The following is a 14,060-nucleotide window of genomic DNA, read 5'->3' as shown; positions in this document are numbered from 1 at the left end:
AGTCACATGAAAACCTCGACTCCCCATCCTTTGCGTCCGGCCATCACCCTCTTCATCCTCCTGGGCGTGCTGCTGGGTGGCCTCTATCCCTTGCTGGTGACGGGCCTGGCGCAAGCCTTCTTTCCGCATCAGGCCAATGGCAGCCTGATCCAACGGCAAGACCAGCCAGTCGGCTCGGAACTGATCGGCCAGAACTTCACCAGCCCGGCTTATTTCTGGGGGCGCCCCTCGGCCACCGGCACCTTCCCCAACAATGGCATGGCCTCCGGCGGCAGCAATCTCGGCCCCACCAACCCGGCCCTGAAGCAAGCCGCAGAAGACCGCGCCAGGGCCTTGCAGGAGGCTGATCCGGGCAACAAGAGCGCCATCCCGATGGACCTGCTGACTGCTTCGGCCAGCGGCCTGGATCCCCACATCAGTCCGGCGGCTGCCCAGTACCAGGCCGGCCGCGTGGCGCGTGCACGTGGCATCACGGTGGAGCAGGTGCGGGCGCTGATCCGCGCCAACAGCCAGACGCCGCAATGGGGCCTGTTCGGCGAGCCGCGCGTCAATGTGCTCAAGCTCAATCTGGCGCTGGATACGGCCGCACCCCTGCCCAAGGTGGACGCGGCCAGGTAAGTCCGGCCGCGCTTGCCGGGTGGCCGGTGGCATGCGTTGTGCGTGCCACCGGCTTTTTGCCACTACAATGCTCCATCCCTGACCGCCCGACATGAACACCCGCCCCGATCCCGACGACCTGCTCGAACGCGTGATGCGCGACGAAGAACGCCAGGCGCGCGGCCGCCTGAAGATTTTCTTCGGTTTCTCGGCCGGCGTTGGCAAGACCTTCGCCATGCTGGAAGCCGCCCAGGCACTGGCCGCGCAAGGCACGGACGTGATCGCCGGCGTAGTCGAGACCCATGGTCGTGCGGAAACCGAGGCGCAACTGGCCGGGATCACCCGACTGCCGATGCGCAGGCTGCCTTACCGGGATCGCCAGCTGCCCGAGTTTGATCTGGATGCCGCCCTGGAACGCCATCCCGGCGTGATCCTGGTCGACGAGCTGGCGCACTCCAACGTGCCCGGTTCGCGCCATGCCAAGCGCTGGCAGGACATCGATGAACTGCTGCGCGCCGGCATCGACGTCTACACCACCCTCAACGTGCAGCACATCGAAAGCCTCAACGACGTGGTCGGCCAGATCACCGGCATCCGCGTCTTCGAGACCGTGCCCGATCACGTCTTCGATGAAGCCGACGATGTCATGCTGGTCGATATCCCGCCCGATGAATTGCTGGCCCGCCTGCAACAGGGCAAGGTCTACCTGCCGCAGCAGGCCGAGAAGGCCGGGCGCCATTTCTTCCGCAAGGGCAACCTGATCGCCTTGCGCGAGATCGCTCTGCGCCGCACCGCCGACCGGGTCGATGCCGACATGCGCCAGTATCGCGCCGACCGGTCCATCGCCCAGCTGTGGCAGGCGCGCGAGCGCATCGTGGTGGCCGTGGGCAGCGGTGTCGGCGAGGAACGTCTGATCCGCGAAGCGGCTCGTCTGGCGGCCAAACTGCAGGCCCAATGGCTGGCCGTGCATGTGGATCTGCCAGGTCAGCATCAGGCCATGGAGGCGCGCGAGCGCGTAGTGGCCTACCTGAAGCTGGCCCAATCGCTGGGGGCCGAAACGGCCAGCATCAGCGGTGAGGAATTGTCCGCTGCGCTGCTGCAATTCGCGCGCAGCCGCAATGCCGGCAAGCTGGTGATCGGACAGGAAGCGGGCGGCTTGCGTCAGTTGCTGCGCTGGCCGCGCGGTACCCTGGCCCAGCGCATCGCCCGCAGCGGTGGCGAGATCGACCTCTACACCATCGCCCGCAGCCGTACCCGCGTACAGCAGGAGCATCCCGCTGGCGACAGTGCCGCCAGTGCCGCCGAGGCCCTGCTCATGCGGCGTCGTCATGCACGCGGCACGCTCTGGGCGGTGGCCAGCTGCGTGGCCACCACCACGCTGGCCTTCGTACTCGATGGCAAGCTGCATCCGGCCAATGTCATCATGCTTTACCTGGTAGGCGTGATGCTGGTGGCGATGCGCCATGGCCGTGGTGCATCGATACTGGTGTCAGTGCTGTCGGTGCTGTCCTTCGATTTCTTCTTCGTCGATCCGCGCTTCTCCATCACGGTCTCCGATGCGCAGTACCTGCTGACGCTGGCGGTGATGCTGGCGGTGTCGCTGTTCATCAGCTCGCTCACCGCGCGCCTGCGCCGGCAGGCCAGCGTGGCCATGCAGCGCGAGGGGCGGGCCGCCAATCTCTACATGCTGGGCAAGGAATTGTCGGCCCTGCTCACGCTGGACCAGATCCTGGAAATCGGCCGCCGTCACCTGGCCGCCGTGTTCGGTGCGCGCATCGCCTTCTTCCTGCCCGACAGCGCCGACCAGTTGCGCCTGGCCGAACCCGAGCAGGACGGTGGCGGCGGGCATGTCTTGAAGAACGTCGATGCCGGCGTGGCCCAGTGGGTCTATGACAATGGCCAGGCCGCCGGCAAGGGCACGGCCACCTTGCCCTCGGCGGCGGCACTGTACCTGCCGCTGACGGCCACCATGCGTACGCGCGGGGTGCTGGCCTTTGCCATCGAGGCCGCCAGTCAGGAAGAGCAGCAACTCGCCACCGCCCAGCTGGCCCTGCCGGAGAATCGCCAGATGCTGGAGATCTTCTGCTCGCAGATCGCCATGGCCATCGAGCGTTTGCACTATGCCGAGGTGGCCCAGGATGCGGTAGTGACAATGGAGTCCGAACGCTTGCGCAATTCATTGCTCTCGGCGATTTCGCATGATCTGCGTACGCCGCTGACCTCGCTGGTCGGCAGCGCCGATGTCCTGGCCGCCAACGACCGGCTGGACGACGATGCCCGGGCTATGGCCCGCACCATCAGCGAACAGTCGCAGAAAATGGTCGGACTGATGAACAACCTGCTGGACATGGCGCGCCTGCAGGCGGGCGTGGTGACGCTCAATCGTCAGTGGAATGCGCTGGAGGAACTGACCGGCTCGGCGCTGCGCCTGCTGGCCAAGGCGCTGGAAGGCCGACCGGTGGACACGCGCATCGCCCCCGACCTGCCGCTGTTGCGGGTCGATGCGGTGCTGCTGGAGCGGGTGCTGGCCAATCTGGTGGAAAACGCCATCAAGTATTCGCCCGCCGGCAGCCCCGTCACCATCAGTGCACACGTGGAAGACAGTGATGGCCAGCCGCAGGTCAAGGTCTGCGTGAGCGATCAGGGGCGCGGCTTCCCGCCCGCCATGACACAGCACGCCTTTGAAAAATTCACGCGCGGCGACAATGAGTCCAGCACCCCCGGTGTCGGCCTGGGCCTGGCCATCTGCCGCGCCATCATCGAGGCGCATCAGGGGCGCATCTGGATTGCGCCGCAGGAAGCCGGGCAGGGCGCCACCGTCTGCTTCATGCTGCCGGTGGAGACCCAGCCAGCTTTGCCCGAGGAATAAGGACACCCCATGCAAGAACACGCAGGCAACATCGTCTTCATCGAAGATGATCCGCATATCCGCAAGCTGGTCAGGAGTGCGCTCGAACAGGAGGGCTTCATCGTCCACGAAGCCAAGAGCGCGCGCGAAGGCGTCACCGAAGCCGGCACCCGCAAGCCCGACCTGATCATCCTCGACCTCGGCCTGCCCGATGGCGATGGCAAGCAGGTCGTCAGCGAGATCCGCAACTGGAGCAGCGTGCCCATCGTGATCCTCTCGGCGCGCACCCAGGAATCGGAAAAAGTGGAAGCCCTCGACGCCGGTGCCGACGACTATCTCGTCAAGCCCTTCGGCATGCCCGAGCTGCTGGCCCGCATGCGCGCGCAGTTGCGTCGCCACGCGCGCGCTTCAGGCGCTGGCCAGTCCAGTGGCCGCTACCGGCTGGGTGAGGTGATGGTGGACTTGCCGGCCCGCAGCGTGACGCGCAATGGCGAGGCGCTGCATCTGACGCAGATCGAATACCGCCTGCTGTCTACGCTCCTGCGCGACGCCGGACGGGTCATCACGCACCGCCAATTGCTGGTGGCCGGTTGGGGACCTTCGCATGCGGAAGATGGTCATTACCTGCGCATCTACATGCAGCGCCTGCGCCAGAAGCTGGAGCAGGATGCAGCCCAGCCGGTGCACATCCTCACCGAGATCGGCGTGGGTTACCGGCTGGCCGACGTGGTAGCCGAATGAGCGGCCATCGCTGACGGATCAGGGCCAGTTCAGCAGCGGCAGCGCCAGACCGACCATCCCGATGCAGCCCAGGTTGAGCAGCAGGCGGTGGCGCTTGAGCACGAAGGAAAGCAGCCAGGCCCCGGCCACGAAGACGATGAAATTGGCCAGGTATTGCTTGCCGGCCGCAGTGACTTCCAGGTCCGGTGCATCGGCCAGTCCCGAGAACTTCCAGGCGCAGGCCAGCGCAGCCAGCACCGCGCAGTTGAAGTAGGTATTGACGGTGGGGAAGCTTTCTTCCAGATGATCGGAGATGTCCACGCTCTCGCATCGACCGTCACGGTACAGTGCATCCAGCCAGTGGCGCTCACCACGCCAGCGGTACAGCGTGGTGCCATCCTCGCGCGCCTGCTGAGCGTGGGGCGGGCCCAGGCGCGCGTTCATGAAGTCCGGCGCCGTGTTGCGCCATTCTGCGGTCCGGGCGGCGCGGAAGCCTTGCTCCAGTGTGCGCGCCTTGCGTCGCCGGCCCAGTTGCTTCAGAGCCAGCTGGGCCAGGGCCAGGGAATTGAACAGGTAGATCCATTGCAGGATGGTGGCGTAATCGGCTTGCATGGGCAGCTCGGCGTGAAGGGCAGGAGTGAGGATGCCGCATCTTGCCGTCAGCCTGACCGATTGTCCAGCCCGACCGGGGCTTGAGTCAGGGACTGCCCGAGGGTGGCTCCAGGACGATATGAACCTGGGGCCTGTTGATGAAATGGGTTCTAACTTTTCTTTATTGTTTGGCGTGGCCGATTTTTCCCTGCATATGGCCCCACAGTGTTTTCTTTGCGTCTGCAACCATCTGATCCCGGACGATACAGCCCGTCTCTGGTATCTGATGAAAATCTGATCAATCCCCCCGTCCGGGCCAGTTGGGCGCACGCTTCTCCAGAAACGCCTGTATCCCCTCCATCGCCTCGGCATCCATGATGTTGCAGGCCATCACCTCGGCAGCATGGGCATACGCATCCGGCAGCGCCATCATCTGCTGGCGATACACCATGGCCTTGCCGCGCGCAATCGAGACGGCAGGCTTGCTGCAGATCTCGCGAGCCAGCGCCTCGGTGGCGGCGTCGAGCTCATCGGCCCGCACCACTTGATTGATGAGCCCCCACTGCTCTGCTGTGGTCGCATCGATGAACCTGCCGGTAACAAGCATCTCGAAAGCCCGCTTGATCGGCAGGTTGCGCGTCAAGGCCACCGCCGGGGTGGAACAGAAGAGGCCCACATTGATGCCCGATACCGCAAAGCGCGCCTGGTCGGACGCCACCGCCAGGTCACAGCTGGCCACCAGCTGGCAGCCGGCGGCCGTGGCCAGCCCCTGCACCTTGGCGATGACCGGGACCGGCAACGCCCGCAGCGACTGCATCAGACGGCTGCAGCGGTCAAACAATTGCCGGTAGCAAGCCTGCTCGGGGGTGGCGCGCATTTCGCGCAGGTCGTGGCCGGCGCAGAAGGCGCGCCCCTGGGCAGCCAGAATCACGCAGCGTACCTGCGTATCTTGCGCCAGCGCATCGAGCTGCGCCTGCAAGGCCGCCAGCATGGCGTCGGAGAGAGCATTGAATTGTGCCGGCCGGTTCAGGGTGAGCGTGGTGATGCCGTGCTGGTCGTGGCGCAGCAGCAGGTCCTGGCTTGTCTCTTGCATGGTGTGGTCTCCGAATGGGGGCGCCCGTGTCATGTCATCGCCGGGCCTCCCGGAAGACTACCTCAAGCGCTGCTTCGATGCAGCCCCTACACCATGCCCAGCAGCGCCTCCAGGTCTTCGTCCTCACCCTGGGGGGCGGACATGTCGAGCACGCTCTCGATGTGGTGCAGGTGTGCCAGCATGGTGGCCACCGCCTTTTCCGTGCGACCGGCGGAGATGGCGTCGATGATGTCGCCGTGGTCATCATGGGTGCAGGCCGGCACGGTCGGGGAGTCGTACAGCACGATGATGAGGCAGGTCAGCGAGGCCAGCTCACGCATCATCTTGCTCATCACCGGGTTGTCCACCATGTCGGCAATACGGATGTGGAATTCCCCCGAGAGCCGGATGATGGCGCGCCGGTCGTTGCTGGCGCGCGCCTGCGCTTCCTCGGCCACATGCGCACGCAACAGCGCGATGTGCTCGGGCCGGGTGTGCTCGCACAGGTGGCGTAGCAGGGCAGGCTCCAGCATGCGGCGCGCGGCGAAGATGTTGCGGGCTTCCTCCGGCGTCGGGCTGGCGACGAAGGCGCCACGGTTGGGAATGGTCGTGATCAGGCCCTCATGCGCCAGCCGCGCCAGCACCTCGCGCACCCGCGTGCGGTTCACGCCGAAGATGCCGGCCAGCTTCTCCTCCACCAGCTTGGTGCCGGGCGTGAGACGGTGTTCCATGATGGCGCCGACGATGCGTTCATAGATGGCATCACCGGCCAGCGGTCGCACGCTCAAGGCCTGACCCGGGAGCGGGCTGGTGTCCGGATGCTCGTGCTTGCCGGGTTTCTTGCGGGGGCTGCTGGCGGGAGTCGGGCGCATGTTCTCTCATGGGATGACTGGGATTTGCCCGCCATGATAGCGGAAAATTGTGGGGATTGATTGTCACAAAATAATAAAATTAGGCGTACAAAAATGACTGTGAAATGTTGCACTTTGGTGGGGCGTTTTTCTTGTCGCGATGGTGCAATCGGCTTCCTTTGGTGCGCCCGTCGGGATTGTCGGTCGGCAATGCAGAGTGGAAAGACATTCCGATAAGGCCGCTACAAAGGCTCTTCAAGAAGAATTCTCGCCGTCTGCGAGCGCGCTTTTCGGGCTGGCACAGGCTTTGCATAAACGGTGGCAATAGAAAATCAAATTGTCACAAAATAGCCTGTTTCGATTGTCCACCTGGGAGAAAACCATGCAACAGCAAGTCCGCAAGTCCCCCTCCGGCCTGTTCTTCAAGGCTGCCGCCCTGGCCACCCTGCTGGCCTGCAGTGCTCTGGGTGCCGGTTCGGCCATGGCCCAGGCCAAGCCCAAGATCAAGCTGGCCTATGCCAAGTGTGCGCACTGCATGTCCATGGCCATGGTGCCGGCGCTGGCGCAGAACGTGGACATCGAGGGCATCAACTTCACCGCCGGCAGCGATGCCCTCACGGCCTTGGTCTCCAAGAGCGTGGACATCGCCCAGGTGACTTACCTGGCCTATGTCAGCGGTCTGGACAAGGGCTTCGACCTGGTGGCGGTGTCGGGCCAGGTCAATGGTGGCTCGGAGATGCTGGTGGGCAAGGACAGCACGCTGGCCTCGGATGACTGGGCCGGTCTCAAGAAGCTGATTGCGCAATACAAGGCCGAGGGCAAGCCCTTCCGCATCGCAGCCTCGCGTGGCAATGCCCAGGACCTGCACATGCGGGGCGAACTGGCCGGCCATGGCATCGATCCCTCCAAGGACGTCCAGTTCGTCAACATCCCCAACCCGTCCGACCACGCCGCCGCACTCGCGCGCGGCGAGGTCGAGCTGATCTGCTCGGTCGAGCCCTTCGCTTCGCAGATCCGCATGACCGGGGTTGGCAAGCATTTTGCCTATCCCTATGACCAGGCGGCCGGGCGACTGACCAACCTGATCGTCACGCGTTCGGATGTCATCAAGGAGCATCCGGCCGAGGTCAAGGAGACCGTGGCGGCGGTGGTCAGGCTGGTCGACGGGCTGCAGAAGGACAAGCAGGGCTGGATCAACAGCATCGTCAAGGGCACCGGGCTGGATGCCAAGATCGCCACCGAGGCGCTCAAGAACGCCTATCCCGACTATCGCATGTACCGCACCCAGACCAAGGCCATCGCCGTGATGATGAAGGACCTGCGATACGTCTCCAGCGATGTCTCTGCCCTGGCCGAGAAGAACATGGACTACAGCTTCCTGATGAGCGTGACCGGCAAGCCCAAGACCGAACTCGGTTATTGATCCACGATCTGGCCCCAAAGGAATCATCATGAGCGGATGGAAGCAATCCCTGTCGGAAGCCAAGTGGCGCTTTGCGGTGCCGCTGTTGCTGGTCTTGTTCTGGGAGGCCTTCTCCCGCTCGGGCGTGATTCCGCCCGCGCTGTTACCGGCACCCTCGCGGGTGTTCGTGACCTGGATGGACTGGATTTTCGGCTTCAATGAAGCGGCCCAGGACAGCAGCGGCAAATGGATCTACGACGCCATGGCCAGCTGCCTGCGCGTGACGGCAGGCTACCTCATCGCGGCGGTCTCGGGCATCGCGCTGGGTGTGGCCATCGGCTGGTGGCGCTGGGTCGAACGCACCATCGAACCGACGGTGCAGATGCTGCGGCCGATTCCCCCGGTGTCATGGATTCCGCTGGCCATCATCTGGTTCGGTATCGCCAACAAGCCGGCCATCTTCCTGGTGTTCCTGGGGGCTTTCTTCCCGATCCTGATGAATACCGTCCATGGCGTCAAAACCGCCGACCGCAACCTGCTGCGCGCAGCCGCCATGGCCGGCGCAAAACAGAGCCAGCTGCTGCGCTTCGTGATCCTGCCGGCGGCCATGCCCAGCATCTTTGCCGGCCTGCGTATCGGCATCGGCAGTGCCTGGATGTTGACGGTGACTGCCGAGATGGTGGCCGTCAAGAGCGGGCTGGGCTATGCGCTGTGGGATTCGTATTACTTCCTGCGCTATGACCTGGTGATCGCGGCCATGATCAGCATCGGCCTGCTGGGTTTCCTGGCGGACTGGATCCTCAAGCAGATCATGCACTCCATGCTGCGCTGGCAGCACGTGGCTACCGTGCAGGGCAAGGGCTGAAAAGACGGCCTCGGGCTGTTCATCAACGATCAAGGACATCGCATCATGGCATTCATCGAACTCAACGATATCGTCAAGGTCTTCAAGGACCGCAAGCGCGGCACCGACATGCTGGCCATCGACCACGTGAGCCTGCGCCTGGAAAAGAAGGAATTCCTCTGCCTGCTCGGTCCCTCCGGCTGTGGCAAGTCGACGCTGTTGAACATGATCGCCGGCTTTGAGTTTCCCACCAGTGGCGTGGTGACCGTGGCCGGCAAGCCCATCACCGGTCCCGGCGCGGATCGCGGCATGGTGTTCCAGCAGGCCAACCTGATGCCCTGGTTGCCGGTCTGGGACAACGTCGCCTTCTCGCTCAAGCTGCAAGGCAAGAGTGCCGCCCAACGACGTGCGGCGGCACAGCCTTTCATCGAGACGGTCAAGCTCAAGGGTTTCGAGAATCACTATCCGAGCGAACTCTCGGGAGGCATGGCGCAGCGCGTGGGGATTGCCCGCGCACTGCTGCAAAATCCCTCGGTGATCCTGATGGACGAACCCTTCGCCGCACTCGATGCGCAGACCAAGATGGAAATGCAGGAAGAACTGGTGGCCCTGTGGCAGCGCTACGAGGGCACCATCGTCTTCGTTACCCACAGCGTGGATGAAGCGCTGATCCTGGCCACCAAGGTAGCGGTGATGACGCACCGGCCCGGTCGCATGCGCGAGCTGATCGACATCGACCTGCCGCGTCCGCGTGATACCACCACGCCCGAATTCAACCAATACAAGCGCCACGTGCTGAGCCTGATCCGCGAGGAATCGGCGCTGGCCCATGCCGACGCTGCCCTGCTGGCAGCCTGAAAGGAAATCTCATGATCCCACGTACTCTGCTCGGTATGCTCACGCCGTCCTCCAACACCACGCTGGAGCCGGTCACCACCGCCATGCTGGCCGACATCCCCGAGGCCAGTGCGCATTTCGGACGTTTTCGGGTGACCGAGATCGCGCTGTCCAATCAGGCCCTGGCGCAGTTCGACGACAGCGAGATCCTGCGCGCCGCCGAACTGCTCTCGCATGCCAAGGTCGGCAGCATCGCCTGGAATGGCACCTCCTCGGGCTGGCTGGGTTTCGATGCCGATGAACGCCTGTGCCGTCGCATCACCGACGCCACCGGCATTGCGGCCTGCACGTCGGTGCTGGCCTTGAACGAAATCTTCGACATCACCGGCGTGAAGCGTTTCGGTCTGGTCACGCCTTATCTGGACGAGGTGCAGGCCGCCATCATCAAGAACTACGCAGCCTCGGGGCTGGAGTGCGTGTCAGAACGCCACCTGCGCAAGCAGGACAATTTCTCTTTCTCCGAAGTCAGTGCCGACGAACTGCGTGCCATGGTCCGCGAAGTCGCCAGGGACAAGCCGCAGGCCATCACCATCTTCTGCACCAACCTGCGCGGTGCTCCGTTGGTGGAAGAGCTGGAGCGCGAGGTCGGCATCCCGATCTACGACACCATCTCCACCGTGGTCTGGAAATCACTGCAACAGGCCGGTGCCGATCCTTCGCGCATTCGCGGCTGGGGCAGCCTGTTCCGCGACGTGCGCTAGCGCTGGCCGCCGCTGCGGCAATTTCTTCTACCTCCCTTGACTGACGCACCGGCTGTTGCCGGCGGCGCGGGGTGATACACGCTTGTTGGAAAGGAATACAGATGGACAGCTTTGACCTGGTGATCCGCAACGGTACCGTGGCGACCGCCTCCGACATCATGCAGTGCGACGTCGGCATCAAGGACGGCAAGGTCGCCATGCTGGGACGCGGACTGCCGCCCGGCCGTGACGAGATCGATGCCAGCGGCAAGCTGGTGCTGCCCGGCGGCGTGGATGCGCATTGCCATCTGGACCAGCCGATGGAAGAGGGGCTGCGCATGGCCGACGATTTTCGCAGCGGCACCATTTCCGCTGCCTGCGGTGGCACCACCACGGTCATCCCGTTCGCGGCGCAGGCCAAGGGCGGTTCCTTGCGCGCGGCGGTGGAGGATTACCATCGCCGCGCCGAGGGCAAGGCGGTGATCGATTATGCCTTCCACATGATTGTCAGCGACCCCAGCGAAGAGGTCCTCAGGAACGAGTTGCCGCAACTGGTGCGCGAGGGCTACACCTCCTTCAAGATCTACATGACCTATGACGATCTCAAGCTCAATGACCGCCAGATCCTCGACCTGCTGGCGCTGGCGCGCCGGGAAGGGGCCCTGGTCATGGTGCATGCGGAAAATGCCGACTGCATCGGCTGGCTCACCGAGCAGCTGGAAGAAGCCGGGCTGACCGCGCCCAAATACCACGCCCATTCGCGGCCGATGATGGTGGAACGCGAGGCCACGCATCGCGCCATCGCCCTGTCCGAACTGGTGGACGTGCCCATCCTGATCGTGCATGTCTCCGGCCGCGAAGCCATCGAGCAGATCCGCTGGGCGCACGGTCACGGCCTGCGCATCCATGCCGAGACCTGCCCGCAATACCTGGTGCTGACGGCCGAGCACCTCGATGACGGCTACCACGGTGCCAAGTGCGTCTGCAGCCCGCCGCCGCGCGACAAGGCCAACCAGCAATATGTCTGGGATGGCCTGGCCAGTGGCTTGTTCACGGTGTTTTCCTCGGACCATGCGCCGTTCCGCTACGAGGATGCGCAAGGCAAGAAACCGGGCGGGCAGGAAGTGCCGTTCCGCTACATCCCCAATGGCACGCCGGGGCTGGAGACACGCATGCCCATCCTGTTCTCCGAAGGCGTGGGCAAGGGCCGTATCGATCTCAATCGTTTCGTGGCGCTGACCGCCACCGACCCGGCCAAGATGTATGGCCTCTATCCGCGCAAGGGCACCATCGCCATTGGCAGCGATGCCGATATCGCCATCTGGGACCCGCACCGCCAGGTCACGGTGCGCAACAGCATGCTGCATCACGATGTGGACTACACGCCCTATGAAGGCATGCCGCTGACCGGCTGGCCGGTGCTGACGATCTCGCGCGGCGAGATTGTGTGGCGTGATGGCAAGGTGCTGGGGACGCCGGGGCGCGGGCAATTCCTGCCCTGCGGCTTGCCGGATCCGGCCCGGCCCAAGGTGCAAATTCCTGGCTAGCAAGAATTTATAAACAATTTATCGATTAATTGTCAGTTTGGCCTTTAGTGTGCGTGTCGCAAGCCGTAATCTGCATGGGGGGAGGATCGCCATGGATTGCCTGGCGGCAAGCTGGGGCTGCGTGGTCGTGTCATTCCCGCCAATGACGTCTGTTTCGCCCTTTCCGATAACGACCACGCCTCCACGCTCATGATGAATCGACTCTCGCTGAAGAAAAAACTCTGGCTACCCCTGGTGTTCTCCTGGATGGCCTTGCTGTTCCTCTCCATCTGGCATGCCTACCAGACCCGTGACCTGCAGATCGCCGAACGCCAGCGCGGGCTGGAGGACGTGACCGAAATGGCCTATACCACCGTGGCCGGCTTCGCCAAACTGGAGGCCGACGGCAAGCTCTCCCGCGCCGAGGCGCAACAGGGCGCCATCGCCCGCATCCGCGACCAGCGCTATACGGGCGACGGCTACGTCACCCTGGTGGGGGCCGATTCCACCATCGTCATGCACCCCATCAACACCAAGCTCGATGGCCGCAACATGCTCTCCTTCAAGGATGCCAAGGGCAACGAACTCTACAAGATGATCGCCGCCGCCGGCGCTTCGCCGAGCGGCAAGGGTTTTCTTCAATACTGGTGGCCGCGCCCGGGCAGCGACAAGCCCAGCCCCAAGATGGGCTTCGTCAAGCGTTTCAAGCCCTGGAATTGGGACCTGATCTGCAGCGTCTATTCCGATGACATCGAGGCCGACTTCCGTCGCGCTCTCGTGCAGGCCGTGGTGGTGCTCATTGCGCTGGGCGTGCTGCTGTCCATTATCGCCGGCCTGGTCTCGCGCAATATCTTCCGCTCCATCGGCGGCGAGCCCTCCGAAGCCGCCGCGATGGCGCGCAAGATCGCCGCCGGTGACCTCACCGGCAGCATCCGCACCAGCAGCGGCGACCAGCACAGCCTGGTGGCGGCCGTGGCCTATACGCGCGATCGCCTGGTTCAGACCGTGCAAGGCATCAAGGGGGCGACCGTGTCCATCAAGACCTCGGTCGATGAAATCGCCAACGGCAACATGGACCTCTCCAACCGTACCGAGCAACAGGCCGGTTCGCTCGAAGAGACCGCCTCGGCCATGGAAGAACTGACCTCCACCGTCAGGCAGAACGCCGCCAACGCCCAGCACGCCAACCAACTGGCTTCGGGTGCGGCCAAGGTGGCGATCCAGGGCGGTGAAGTGGTGGGGCAGGTGGTGCAGACCATGGCCTCCATCAATGCCTCCTCGCGCAAGATCGTGGACATCATCAGCGTCATCGACGGTATCGCCTTCCAGACCAATATCCTGGCGCTGAACGCTGCGGTGGAAGCGGCCCGCGCCGGTGAGCAGGGGCGCGGCTTTGCCGTGGTGGCTTCGGAAGTGCGCTCGCTGGCCCAGCGCTCGGCCGCCGCCGCCAAGGAGATCAAGCAGTTGATCGACGATTCGGTAGGCAAGGTCGATACCGGGACCCACCTGGTCCAGCAGGCCGGGCAGACCATGCAGGAAGTGGTGGCCAGCATCCAGGGTGTCTCCACCGTGGTCAGCGAGATCGCCACCGCCAGCCACGAACAGAGCGCCGGCATCGAACAGGTCGGAGAAGCCATCACCCAGATGGATGAAACCACCCAGCAGAACGCCGCCCTGGTGGAACAGGCCGCCGCTGCCGCACAGTCGCTCCAGGAGCAGGCGGAAAAGCTGGTCAATCTGGTCGGAGTCTTCACCCTGGATCGACAGGGGCAGGGGGGCTTGGCCGTGCGCTAGGGGTTGGCGGGCACCTGCCCGCATTAACCTTCATATCGGCCGGAAAGGGGGCGGTTGCTGCGGAACGGCAGGCCGCCCTTTTTCCATGGGCTTGCAGTGGCTCCGGAGTGGTGCATGCTGCACCAAATGGGTCTTTGCAGACAAATAATCTGCAGATCAGTGCTTTGGCAGCAGCAAGTGCTGTCAAGATCCTTGTCTCCCCTCAAATACGGCAGCACTATTTGCCGCCTCTTCTCTA

The 14,060-nt window shown here is 64.0% G+C and carries 13 protein-coding genes; 10 read left to right on the top strand and 3 right to left on the bottom strand.

All coding sequences use genetic code 11. The features are described 5' to 3' along the window. Nucleotides 1-6 precede the first annotated feature (6 nt). From kdpC to HNO82_RS17760, 3 genes are all read left to right on the top strand, one after another. On the top strand, nt 7-618 hold the full coding sequence (gene kdpC, locus HNO82_RS17770; RefSeq protein ID WP_175344617.1) for a potassium-transporting ATPase subunit KdpC: 612 nt from the start codon (nt 7-9) through the stop codon (nt 616-618). Between the two features lie 91 nt (nt 619-709). Further along, nucleotides 710-3,466, top strand: a complete 2,757-nt coding sequence (locus HNO82_RS17765) for a DUF4118 domain-containing protein (RefSeq protein ID WP_175344616.1) — start codon at nt 710-712, stop codon at nt 3,464-3,466. A 9-nt stretch (nt 3,467-3,475) separates the two neighbouring features. After that, complete coding sequence (locus HNO82_RS17760) at nt 3,476-4,186, top strand: response regulator (protein WP_008331741.1); 711 nt, start codon at nt 3,476-3,478, stop codon at nt 4,184-4,186. A gap of 18 nt (nt 4,187-4,204) precedes the next feature. Here the strand turns inward: HNO82_RS17760 and HNO82_RS17755 are convergent, their stop codons facing one another. Then, the gene (locus tag HNO82_RS17755; RefSeq protein ID WP_175344615.1) at nt 4,205-4,777 is read right to left on the bottom strand and encodes a hypothetical protein; all 573 of its coding nucleotides are present in this window, start codon (nt 4,775-4,777) and stop codon (nt 4,205-4,207) included. Between the two features lie 31 nt (nt 4,778-4,808). Here HNO82_RS17755 and HNO82_RS17750 point away from each other — a divergent pair, with 31 nt between their 5' ends. After that, complete coding sequence (locus tag HNO82_RS17750) at nt 4,809-5,054, top strand: hypothetical protein (protein ID WP_175344614.1); 246 nt, start codon at nt 4,809-4,811, stop codon at nt 5,052-5,054. Here the strand turns inward: HNO82_RS17750 and HNO82_RS17745 are convergent, their stop codons facing one another. Both HNO82_RS17745 and HNO82_RS17740 read right to left on the bottom strand, forming a co-directional pair. Continuing rightward, the gene (locus HNO82_RS17745) at nt 5,055-5,849 is read right to left on the bottom strand and encodes an enoyl-CoA hydratase (RefSeq protein WP_008331737.1); all 795 of its coding nucleotides are present in this window, start codon (nt 5,847-5,849) and stop codon (nt 5,055-5,057) included. 86 nt (nt 5,850-5,935) lie between these two features. Further along, on the bottom strand, nt 5,936-6,700 hold the full coding sequence (locus tag HNO82_RS17740; protein ID WP_008331734.1) for a GntR family transcriptional regulator: 765 nt from the start codon (nt 6,698-6,700) through the stop codon (nt 5,936-5,938). 361 nt (nt 6,701-7,061) lie between these two features. Here HNO82_RS17740 and HNO82_RS17735 point away from each other — a divergent pair, with 361 nt between their 5' ends. From HNO82_RS17735 to HNO82_RS17710, 6 genes are all read left to right on the top strand, one after another. Then, the gene (locus HNO82_RS17735; protein WP_008331733.1) at nt 7,062-8,102 is read left to right on the top strand and encodes an ABC transporter substrate-binding protein; all 1,041 of its coding nucleotides are present in this window, start codon (nt 7,062-7,064) and stop codon (nt 8,100-8,102) included. Nucleotides 8,103-8,130: 28 nt separating this feature from the next. Next, nucleotides 8,131-8,946, top strand: coding sequence for an ABC transporter permease (locus HNO82_RS17730; protein ID WP_008331731.1), 816 nt, complete (start codon nt 8,131-8,133; stop codon nt 8,944-8,946). Between the two features lie 45 nt (nt 8,947-8,991). Further along, nucleotides 8,992-9,783, top strand: coding sequence for an ABC transporter ATP-binding protein (locus tag HNO82_RS17725; RefSeq protein WP_008331714.1), 792 nt, complete (start codon nt 8,992-8,994; stop codon nt 9,781-9,783). Between the two features lie 11 nt (nt 9,784-9,794). Next, a complete protein-coding gene (locus HNO82_RS17720) occupies nt 9,795-10,523 on the top strand; it encodes a maleate cis-trans isomerase family protein (protein WP_008331712.1) in 729 nt (242 codons plus the stop codon). A gap of 101 nt (nt 10,524-10,624) precedes the next feature. Next, on the top strand, nt 10,625-12,049 hold the full coding sequence (gene hydA, locus HNO82_RS17715; protein WP_175344613.1) for a dihydropyrimidinase: 1,425 nt from the start codon (nt 10,625-10,627) through the stop codon (nt 12,047-12,049). Between the two features lie 192 nt (nt 12,050-12,241). After that, complete coding sequence (locus HNO82_RS17710; protein ID WP_175344639.1) at nt 12,242-13,822, top strand: methyl-accepting chemotaxis protein; 1,581 nt, start codon at nt 12,242-12,244, stop codon at nt 13,820-13,822. The last annotated feature ends 238 nt before the right edge of the window (nt 13,823-14,060 follow it).

It is taken from the genome of Herbaspirillum sp. C9C3, assembly GCF_013359625.1.
In the GTDB taxonomy this organism is placed as follows: Bacteria; Pseudomonadota; Gammaproteobacteria; order Burkholderiales; family Burkholderiaceae_D; genus Herbaspirillum.
Note: the sequence above shows the minus strand (reverse complement) of the source record. Positions and strands in the feature narration are given on the sequence as shown.

Bases quoted from the DNA above. Each gene is read 5' to 3' on its own strand.
- HNO82_RS17735 (WP_008331733.1), top strand. From the start codon at position 7,062: ATGCAACAGCAAGTCCGCAAGTCCCCCTCCGGCCTGTTCTTCAAGGCT.
- HNO82_RS17710 (WP_175344639.1), top strand. From the start codon at position 12,242: ATGAATCGACTCTCGCTGAAGAAAAAACTCTGGCTACCCCTGGTGTTC.
- HNO82_RS17740 (WP_008331734.1), bottom strand. From the start codon at position 6,700: ATGCGCCCGACTCCCGCCAGCAGCCCCCGCAAGAAACCCGGCAAGCAC.
- HNO82_RS17720 (WP_008331712.1), top strand. From the start codon at position 9,795: ATGATCCCACGTACTCTGCTCGGTATGCTCACGCCGTCCTCCAACACC.
- hydA (WP_175344613.1), top strand. From the start codon at position 10,625: ATGGACAGCTTTGACCTGGTGATCCGCAACGGTACCGTGGCGACCGCC.
- HNO82_RS17760 (WP_008331741.1), top strand. From the start codon at position 3,476: ATGCAAGAACACGCAGGCAACATCGTCTTCATCGAAGATGATCCGCAT.
- HNO82_RS17745 (WP_008331737.1), bottom strand. From the start codon at position 5,849: ATGCAAGAGACAAGCCAGGACCTGCTGCTGCGCCACGACCAGCACGGC.
- HNO82_RS17730 (WP_008331731.1), top strand. From the start codon at position 8,131: ATGAGCGGATGGAAGCAATCCCTGTCGGAAGCCAAGTGGCGCTTTGCG.
- HNO82_RS17765 (WP_175344616.1), top strand. From the start codon at position 710: ATGAACACCCGCCCCGATCCCGACGACCTGCTCGAACGCGTGATGCGC.
- kdpC (WP_175344617.1), top strand. From the start codon at position 7: ATGAAAACCTCGACTCCCCATCCTTTGCGTCCGGCCATCACCCTCTTC.
- HNO82_RS17725 (WP_008331714.1), top strand. From the start codon at position 8,992: ATGGCATTCATCGAACTCAACGATATCGTCAAGGTCTTCAAGGACCGC.
- HNO82_RS17750 (WP_175344614.1), top strand. From the start codon at position 4,809: ATGCCGCATCTTGCCGTCAGCCTGACCGATTGTCCAGCCCGACCGGGG.
- HNO82_RS17755 (WP_175344615.1), bottom strand. From the start codon at position 4,777: ATGCAAGCCGATTACGCCACCATCCTGCAATGGATCTACCTGTTCAAT.